The organism is Ruegeria sp. AD11(2025), from assembly GCF_056542405.1.
The window spans coordinates 1-622 of sequence record NZ_JBQFZU010000148.1 but is presented as its reverse complement, the minus strand read 5'-3'; the positions used below and the strand labels follow the sequence as shown (position 1 = coordinate 622).

1 protein-coding gene is annotated in these 622 nt (G+C 51.1%); it reads left to right on the top strand.

Annotation, left to right across the window (positions count from 1 at the left end; translation table 11 throughout):
* Positions 1 to 251: 251 nt before the first annotated feature.
* A partial coding sequence (locus ACR1XY_RS24800; protein WP_480597530.1) for a TIR domain-containing protein occupies positions 252 to 622 on the top strand: 371 nt, incomplete at its 3' end.

Genomic DNA, 622 nt, shown 5'->3' with positions numbered 1-622 from the left:
TTTGCAGCGGCCCTTACCCCCATATTTCCTCTATGTTTGGCGAGTATCCCGCCAAGTTCCCGGATATCCATGCGGCCTCCCAAGTGTCTCTCAGATTGGTATTAGTGTTTCACACGCTGGACAGGTGTTGGGTGATTTGTTAGTGTCCAACCTGTGAAACACTTCAAGCACTTCCTTTTGAGTGAGTCAACGTTGGTAGAATACTGGATGGGTGCTCGGCATCGATCTGCGCAGAAGCGAAAGAGGATGCGATGAAGGGTAGTAAGAACATTTTTATCAGCCACATTCACGAGGATGATGCTGGGCTCGCTAAGCTGAAGACTTTGACCCGTAACAACGGACTTACAGTGCGTGATGGGTCGATCAACAAAGCCAAACCAAATCGTGCAAAGAACGCCGACTACATCCTGAACAAGATCATTGGGCCGCGCATCAAATGGTGCAGCGTGATGGTCGTTTACATTACGCCAGGGACCAAGAACAGCAAATGGGTGAACAAGGAAATCATGCGGGCAGCCAGCTTGGGCAAACGCATTGTTGGTGTATGGGCCCACGGCCATGCTGGTTGCGAACCACCCTCCAACTTGGAAAAATTGGCCGATGCCATGGTGGGGTGGCATGG